The sequence below is a fragment of the Pseudemcibacter sp. genome, assembly GCF_965661635.1.
Classification (GTDB): Bacteria; Pseudomonadota; Alphaproteobacteria; order Sphingomonadales; family Emcibacteraceae; genus Pseudemcibacter.
In genome coordinates this window covers 1-7,682 of the sequence record NZ_CBFIEP010000156.1, presented here as the reverse complement: position 1 = coordinate 7,682, position 7,682 = coordinate 1, and the positions used below count along the sequence as shown (strand labels likewise).

The window sequence follows — 7,682 nt, the reverse complement described above, 5'->3', positions numbered from 1 at the left end:
GCTTTATTATATTTTGATAGTATAGATAATATTCTGATCTATGTAATTTATTCAACTATTATATATTGTATAATAGCTCTTGGAATACTTTTATATCTATCCTATGGAAATTTAAATGAGAGAACTTCATGAAACTGGTTTATGGCCCCCATCCTATTTTTAAAGAAAAATCGCAAAATGTCTCAAAAATCACAACCGAAATTATAGATCTGTCAAAATGCCTTGAAGCGTTATTATATAGTGAAGGCGCAGTGGGTGTTGCAGCGCCTATGGTAGGTGTTTTAAATCGTGTTATTTCTTATGATTTACAAGAAAATGATAATAAAAACCCTGTTAAAATGATTAATCCTGAAATTATATGGACCAACGATGAAAAACAGACGTTTGAAGAAGGCTCAATCTGTTTTCCCGGTGTCACCTTAAAGATTGAAAGGCCCAAACAAATTAAAGTTAAATACTTGGATATTGAAAGTAATGAGAGGGAATTAGAAGCTGAAGGATGGCTTTCAACAGTTATTCAACATGAAATTGATTATCTAGATGGTAAAACGATTTTTGATCACTTATCGCCTATGAAGCAAAAAATGGCTTATAAAAAAACTAGAAAATTTCAAAAAGAAATGAATTTTTAATAAATGCGCCTATGATGTTAATTCTGCCACATTTGAATGCGAAATATTTGATTTAAAGTTGTAGAATGCTAAAATAAGATATTAAAATAAAGGAAAAACCATGTTTAAACAGTTTATAGCAATACTCATTTTAATCTCTTTACCTTTTACCGCGCACGCGAAATTATCTGATAAAAATGTAAGAGAAACTCAAGAAATGCGACAAGAAGTCTTGGCGCAACTTTATGAAAATAACCCAGAAGCACGCGAATTGATCGCCAATGCAGAAGGATATGCTGTTTTTAATAACGATGGTGTTAATTTAATTTTTCTTTCTGCAGGAAGTGGTAAAGGTGTTGCTCATGATAACAGATCCGGCCAAAATACTTACATGCGCATGGCTACTGGCGGTGTTGGTATCGGGCTTGGCATTAAAGATTATCGCACGGTAATGGTGTTTCATAAACGCGCTATGTTCGATTAATTTGTTGATAAAGGCTGGGATCTTTCCGGTCAGGCAGATGCAGCAGCGAAAATTGACGATAATGGCGGTGAGGCTAACGCAACAGACACAGTTGTGAGCGGTATCACAGTTTATAATATGACCGAGAAGGGGCTTGCATTACAAGCTACCATTCAGGGTACAAAATATTGGAAATGGGATTAAATATTTTATTCAAATTAAATTTATGAGCTCGCCTTTTGAAAATAGGCGTGCTCATTTTTTTTAGATTTAAGTCCAAAAAATATCCTAAGAATGTTTGATTGTTTAATTATACCTTCGATCAATATTAATGATATGGCAAATGTGCCTAAAGCGATCATAATATATTCAATTAAGGCGCTAAACCCCCAATCAATAATATAATATCCGATCACTATCATTACGGTTTGATGAAGAATATATAGAGGGTAAACGATAGAGCCAAAATACCGGAGTGTATTATTCGTGAAATTTAGATACCGTTTTGCAAAACCAATAATAGCCGCAATCCATGACCATTTTAATAAAACTTCTAGCAAATCCCAATTGATAAAATCTAGCGGGGTTTCCAAATTATATTTTATCAAGGCAATGGCATATAAAATTAATGCTAATGATAATGACCAAAAACGAATATTTTCAAATCTAACCCAAACTTTTGGCATTCTTACAAATAAGACGCCAATTATTAGGATATATGCAAAAATGAATAAGGCGTGCCAATCATCAAATATATTATGTGAAACCTCATTATGACCTAAATAAAAATACTCACTTAAATAAATAATATACGGTGCCCATAGTAATCTTAACCCCTTAGTCAACCAGTCTTCTAACTCATGCAAAATTCTTATTCCTGATTCACTATTAATGAAATAGAACAATGGTATGAGGATTAACGTGAAACAAAATAGATAGAGAACATACCACATATGCGTATAAGTCGGCCAAGGGGTGATCATACCTTCTAACCATGTAAAGTGAAAATATTGTTCGGTCCAGAATTGCCAATATCCAGGTTCAATTAAACCATTCTGTAATGCTTCAAAATAAGGTTGCGGTGCAACGACTACAATTATAGCGAACAGAGGAGGAATGAATAATTTCACAACGCGCTGCCAACAAAATTTTCCAAGTGACATATTGGTCATCATGACACTAACCGCTACACCCGATACTAAAAATAAAAGATCTAACCGCCAGGTTGCTGTCAAAAGCATGACCGACTTTAAGAATTGACTGTCGTGACCGCTTTCAATGTGAAAGGGCCATTCTACAAACATCATTCCTGTATGATAAAAAATGAGATATGCGAAGGCGAGTACTCTCAACCAATCTAAAAAATATTGTCTTTTATTATATTTTTCCAAATTCATAATAATTCCTTTGTCACTAATTAATTTATTGAAAATATGGTGCAATTATAAAACACTATGTGCCATCAGACTGGTGTGAATGGCCTTTATTTGTGATATGTGGCATCATGTATGGGATAAGTAGGGTAGTTATAGGGATAAACGGAGATAATTCATTTGATCCAAACATTCAAAAGACATTGGCAATTATTTTTATTTACATTTTTATATGTATCTATTGATGCGATTGTTAGAGCGACATCTCAAATTATGGAATATGCCGAACGTGGAACGCCCTTGCCAGTTTGACAACCCTTTGTGTGGGAATTTTCTAGTACTTTTATCGTGTTAATAATTGTTCCCTTAATACTGATGTTTGATGAACGCTATACAATTTCAAGTAAAAGTTGGCCCAAAAGAATAGCCATACACATTCCACTAAGTTTTCTTTTCTCAGCTGTACATATTTCTGCAATGATTGCCTTACGAAAGTTAATATACTTTTTAGCAGGTGAATATTATGACTACGGAGAGATTAACTACGCTATTCTCTATGAATATCGAAAAGATATCATGACTTACTGTAGTATTTTATTGGTGATTTATGCATATCGCGAAATCTTACGCTTAAGAAACGGTGAAGCTCAAATCGAAGAAAACGATGAAGAGCGAATTATGGTGAGTAAGGCGGGTCAGTTTAAATTTATAGAACCTTCTTCTGTTGACTGGGTGGAAGCAGCAGGAAATTACGTTGAACTGCATGTTGGTAAAGAAACATAAATGCTTAGAGCGACCATGAAAGATATTGAAAGTAGACTAGGAAATAAAGACTTTGCCCGTGTTCATCGGTCAACTATTGTGAAGCGTGCGTTAATTGAGAGCATCAAACCACTCTCTATCGGGGATAAAAAAATACACCTTCAGGGTGGAGTAGACGTAAGAGTGTCGCGTCGATTTCACGAAAACTTAAAGCTCGTGGGTTGATCTTTAAGGGCTTGCCGCCTATCCTAGCTACATCAAAATAATTTGGGAGATACAAAAATGATAAATGTTTTTAAAACAGTTTTATTCGCTGGGGTCGCGTCAATAACGATGACTGAACTGGCCAGTGCACAAGCTAATCCATATGAAATGGTGCCTGGTACTTGGGCGGAATTACCAAATGGACGCAATTGGGGTTCAACGAGTACCTTATATTACGGCGGCGATGGTACGATTTGGGCTGCGGAGCGTTGCGGTGCTAATGGGAATTGTATGGATACACCAGATATTGATCCTGTCATGCAAATTGCTAAAGACGGAACAATTTTAAAAAACTTTGGTAAAGGAATGATGGTTTGGCCACATGGGATCCACGTTGACTATGAAGGAAACGTTTGGATCGCGGACGGCAGAGGCGATGAGGAGCGTGGGGTAGGGCACCAAGTGCATAAATTTAGTCCGGACGGTGAATTACTGATGTCTTTGGGTCAAGCCGGAAAAGCTGGCTCAGGAAAATATGAATTTGATCAACCGTGCGATGTTCTTGTTGCGCCGAATGGTGTATTTTTGTCGCGGATGGTCATCATAGAAGAGGCCAAGAAGGACCCAATAACCGCGTTGTGAAATATAATAGTAAAGGCGAATACATTATGGAATTCGGTGGTTTGGGCGCTGAATTTGGTGAAATGAATGAACCGCACGGCTTAGCGATGGATAGCCAAGGAAGATTGTTTGTTGCTGATCGTTATAATGACCGTGTACAAATTTTTACCCAAGATGGGGAATTCATTAATTCATGGCGCCAGTTTGGACGACCTAGCGGTGTTTATATCGATAATAATGATATTCTTTACGTGGGTGATAGTGAAAGTAATTCAGGCGGCACTCGTAATCCTGGTTGGGATCGTGGCATCCGCATTGGGAGCGCAAAAACAGGATGGGTCACAGCCTTTATTCCTGACCCAAATAAAACAACACGCTTTAATGTCGCAGAAGGAGTAACAGTGGATGATGAAGGTAATGTCTATGGTGCTGAGGTAGAAGTTGGAGGTCTTAAGAAATATATTCCAAGAGGGACCGCGCCACGCAGAAGATAATTTAAACTTTTTATTATGATTAAAGAGCATATCTAATTTGTTTTGGATATGTTCTTTTTTTTATGGAATTAAAAAAACTTATGCTTTTAAAAATAAAAAGATAGATAAAATATTTTATAAAATGCGGTTTATCATAGTAGGCGTAAGCAGAAAATGGCATTTACTTAATGTATCTAAATTTTAAAAATGGATTGATTAAATGAAAGATGTATTAGGCTATAGAGCAAAATTTGGTGTTTTAGGACCCGCAACCAATACTATCGTGCAACCAGATTTTGATGATTTGAGGCCCGAAGGTGTTACTAATCATTACAGTCGTATTTATGTTGAAAATGCCAGTGCGATTTCTGATGAAACATTTATGGCAGGTACCATGATCATCTCAGAAAATACCATAGATGCTGTTAGAGGGGTGCTTCCATGTGCACCTGATTACTTGGTAATGGGAATGTCTGCCGTCACTTTCTATGGTGGCGCTGAAGGCGCAAAAAACTGGAAAAAGCAAATTGAAGATTTCGCCGAATTAAAAATATCAATTGGATCAGAATCACTTATTGCTGCCCTTAATGCTTACGGTGGGATCAAAAAAATTGCTTTTATGTCCCCATATTATCCCATTGCTAATAAAGAAGTTGAAAACTTTTTTAGTGACTATGGTTTTGAAACAGTGAGGGATCAATGTTTGAAATGTCCAAGTTGGACATCAATTGCTGAAGTCACAACTGAAACAACGCAAAATGTTTTTAATGAATTGAACTGTCCTGAAGTTGACGCGATTATTCAGGTGGGAACAAATCTTTCAGCGGTTAACTTAGCTGCGGAAATGGAAAAAACCTTAAATAAACCTGTTATTGCGATTAATACGGCAACTTACTGGCATGCCCTAAGAACATATGGAATAGAAGACAAAATTTCAGGCTTTGGTCGATTGTTAGAGGAATTTTAAGAGGGCCTTAGATTGGTTAAAAGCCTAGATATCAAATTACTCGCAAGACTGGGAACCTTAAGGCAATTGGAAATTTTCCTTCAAGTTGCAAAAGAAGGAAGTATAGCGCGAGCCGTCGAAGTTTTGAACCTGACGCAACCTAGTGTTTCTATTCAAGTTAAAAAATTATCTGAAGTTTTTGGTCTTCCTCTTTATGAAGTTGTTGGCAAAAAATTAAAACTTACAGAAGCTGGTAGGAAAGTTGAAGAAGCAGGTAAAGAAATTTTTGAAGTTGTAGGACGGCTTGATGATGAATTAAATGATCTAAAGGGGCTTCGTTCCGGTACGCTTAGTATATCCGTTGTGACAACATCAAAATACTTTTTACCTTATATAATGGCGCCCTTTTGTGAACTTTATCCGGGTGTTGAAGTCGAATTAAATATCGGTAATCGCAGCACAATCATTGACCGCTTGAACAAGAACTTAGATGACCTTTATATTTTTAGTGAATTACCAGATAGTCTAGATATCGTTGCTTATCCTTTTCTTCCTAACCCTATTGCAGTTATCGCATCGAAAAATCATGTTCTCGCGGATAAAAAGAAATTAAAATGGAAAGATATTGAGCATGCGCGGTTCATCATGCGTGAGACAGGTTCTGGTTCTCTATTTGGTGTACAAAACTTTCTAAAAGAAAATAATTATAAAATGAACGATGTTATGACAATTCAAAGCAATGAGGCGATTAAACATGCAGTGATGGCTAATATGGGAATTTCTATTATTTCGGCATATACCCTCAGTAATGCTGATTCGGATGGTATTGTTCAACTGAATGTGGAAGGATTTCCTCTTCTATCACAATGGGAAATGGTTCATTTAAAAAATAAAAAACTTTCGACAGTAGCGCAGATGTTTCTTGATTTTATGCTAAACAATGGTCGTGATTTGCTTCCAATGAAAAAAATCGAACGTAATGTGCAATCTGCAATTGACGGGCATTGGGGTGTTTAATGCATTTTAAAAACATAGATAAATATCTATGATAATAATAAAAAATTATTAATTATTATCTATATTGACTAAATGGTAGATTACAACATGAAATAATAAGGAGATTAGGTATGAGACCTCATGTAGAATTTGTACACGAAGATGATTTAATTTGGCATCCTGCTGAATTACCACACGCTCAGGGTGAAGCAGTTCAAAAGAACCTTTGCTATGATGAAGAAGATGGTTCTGCGTCTTTAAGAGTAGACTTTAGAACTGTATGGACGAGACCATCTGGTCTTCATACTGCACTTACAGAATGGTATATCCTTAAAGGAGAGGTTCGTATCGGCGATACGACATTAAGTGATGGTGATTATTGGTGTGCCCCTAAGGGAGTTTTAACGCCGAAACTTGAAGTTCAACCGGGTACAGAAATTCTTCTTTTTAGAGAATATGGTGACTGGCAATTTACACCAGGAGATAAAGACGGTGATAATAAGGCCAAAGATGCTGAGCTCGTGATCATGAGCAGCGGCAAAATGAAATGGTATGATGTAGAAGACCCAGTGAACGGAAGCCCGATGGATTTTGAACGTGGTGGCACACCTGTTCCGGGATTACACATTAAATTGCTTTACCGAGATCCTGAAACAGGTTTTTACACGCGATTAATAAGAGCTGAACCGGGTTGGGTAGAACACCCGCTTGCTCATCACCCAGTTTTTGAAGAAGCCTATATGCTTGATGGTGATTTTGAATATAATTTTGGTACGATGAAAGTAGGAAGCTATTTCTTTAGACCTGCGGGTATTCGCCATGGAGATTTCTCTGCGGGGAAAGAAAACGGGTTTGTTTTCATTCTTCGTTGTGATGGTGACCTGGTTGATTGGTATACTGAAAATGCCAGAGTTGAAATGCAAGGTGATCCTGTAAACTGGGGTGAGGGTTATCCGAGAAGTGAGCCTCCAGTTTTGATACAACCTACTCGTTCTAAATCTGCTGGTAAATGGAAAGACCCTAATTACCAATAATATTATTATGTATTTTTAAAACAAAAAGCCCGATGAATTATCATCGGGCTTTTTGTGTTGAATGGCGCGCTTGGGAAGATTCGAACTCCCGACCCCTTGATTCGTAGTCAAGTACTCTATCCAGCTGAGCTACAAGCGCTTCTTATTCAAAATGTGAATGGCAAACTACTCATAACAGACAGTGAATGCAAGCTTCATT

At 36.9% G+C, this 7,682-nt stretch carries 10 protein-coding genes and 1 tRNA gene; 9 read left to right on the top strand and 2 right to left on the bottom strand.

The features are described from left to right. Positions 1-128 precede the first annotated feature (128 nt). Positions 129-632: a peptide deformylase gene (gene def, locus ACTF6W_RS10560; protein WP_438994508.1), complete on the top strand. Its 504-nt coding sequence runs from the start codon at positions 129-131 to the stop codon at positions 630-632. A 100-nt stretch (positions 633-732) separates the two neighbouring features. Continuing rightward, entirely contained in the window at positions 733-1,095 is a 363-nt protein-coding gene (locus ACTF6W_RS10555; RefSeq protein WP_438994507.1) for a hypothetical protein, read from the top strand. Positions 1,096-1,298: 203 nt separating this feature from the next. On the opposite strand, the gene ACTF6W_RS10550 is transcribed toward ACTF6W_RS10555, so the two are convergent. After that, on the bottom strand, positions 1,299-2,471 hold the full coding sequence (locus tag ACTF6W_RS10550; protein ID WP_438994506.1) for an acyltransferase family protein: 1,173 nt from the start codon (positions 2,469-2,471) through the stop codon (positions 1,299-1,301). A gap of 453 nt (positions 2,472-2,924) precedes the next feature. Between ACTF6W_RS10550 and ACTF6W_RS10545 the strand changes: the two genes are divergently transcribed. From ACTF6W_RS10545 to ACTF6W_RS10515, 7 genes are all read left to right on the top strand, one after another. Beyond that, complete coding sequence (locus ACTF6W_RS10545) at positions 2,925-3,230, top strand: hypothetical protein (protein WP_438994505.1); 306 nt, start codon at positions 2,925-2,927, stop codon at positions 3,228-3,230. After that, complete coding sequence (locus ACTF6W_RS10540; RefSeq protein WP_438994504.1) at positions 3,231-3,434, top strand: LytTR family DNA-binding domain-containing protein; 204 nt, start codon at positions 3,231-3,233, stop codon at positions 3,432-3,434. It abuts the gene before it with no gap. A 57-nt stretch (positions 3,435-3,491) separates the two neighbouring features. Next, entirely contained in the window at positions 3,492-4,055 is a 564-nt protein-coding gene (locus tag ACTF6W_RS10535; protein WP_438994503.1) for a hypothetical protein, read from the top strand. 26 nt (positions 4,056-4,081) lie between these two features. Beyond that, positions 4,082-4,528 (top strand): hypothetical protein, encoded by a 447-nt coding sequence (locus ACTF6W_RS10530; RefSeq protein WP_438994502.1) that lies wholly within the window; start codon positions 4,082-4,084, stop codon positions 4,526-4,528. Positions 4,529-4,727: 199 nt separating this feature from the next. Then, entirely contained in the window at positions 4,728-5,474 is a 747-nt protein-coding gene (locus tag ACTF6W_RS10525) for a maleate cis-trans isomerase family protein (RefSeq protein ID WP_438994501.1), read from the top strand. A 12-nt stretch (positions 5,475-5,486) separates the two neighbouring features. After that, a complete protein-coding gene (locus tag ACTF6W_RS10520) occupies positions 5,487-6,470 on the top strand; it encodes a LysR family transcriptional regulator (protein ID WP_438994500.1) in 984 nt (327 codons plus the stop codon). Positions 6,471-6,580: 110 nt separating this feature from the next. Further along, positions 6,581-7,483: a DUF4437 domain-containing protein gene (locus ACTF6W_RS10515; protein WP_438994499.1), complete on the top strand. Its 903-nt coding sequence runs from the start codon at positions 6,581-6,583 to the stop codon at positions 7,481-7,483. 62 nt (positions 7,484-7,545) lie between these two features. On the opposite strand, the gene ACTF6W_RS10510 is transcribed toward ACTF6W_RS10515, so the two are convergent. Next, positions 7,546-7,622: transfer RNA gene (locus ACTF6W_RS10510), tRNA-Arg, on the bottom strand. Positions 7,623-7,682 lie beyond the last annotated feature (60 nt).

Bases quoted from the DNA above. Each gene is read 5' to 3' on its own strand.
- def (WP_438994508.1), top strand. From the start codon at position 129: ATGAAACTGGTTTATGGCCCCCATCCTATTTTTAAAGAAAAATCGCAA.
- ACTF6W_RS10545 (WP_438994505.1), top strand. From the start codon at position 2,925: ATGATTGCCTTACGAAAGTTAATATACTTTTTAGCAGGTGAATATTAT.
- ACTF6W_RS10525 (WP_438994501.1), top strand. From the start codon at position 4,728: ATGAAAGATGTATTAGGCTATAGAGCAAAATTTGGTGTTTTAGGACCC.
- ACTF6W_RS10555 (WP_438994507.1), top strand. From the start codon at position 733: ATGTTTAAACAGTTTATAGCAATACTCATTTTAATCTCTTTACCTTTT.
- ACTF6W_RS10550 (WP_438994506.1), bottom strand. From the start codon at position 2,471: ATGAATTTGGAAAAATATAATAAAAGACAATATTTTTTAGATTGGTTG.
- ACTF6W_RS10535 (WP_438994503.1), top strand. From the start codon at position 3,492: ATGATAAATGTTTTTAAAACAGTTTTATTCGCTGGGGTCGCGTCAATA.
- ACTF6W_RS10540 (WP_438994504.1), top strand. From the start codon at position 3,231: ATGCTTAGAGCGACCATGAAAGATATTGAAAGTAGACTAGGAAATAAA.
- ACTF6W_RS10515 (WP_438994499.1), top strand. From the start codon at position 6,581: ATGAGACCTCATGTAGAATTTGTACACGAAGATGATTTAATTTGGCAT.
- ACTF6W_RS10530 (WP_438994502.1), top strand. From the start codon at position 4,082: ATGGAATTCGGTGGTTTGGGCGCTGAATTTGGTGAAATGAATGAACCG.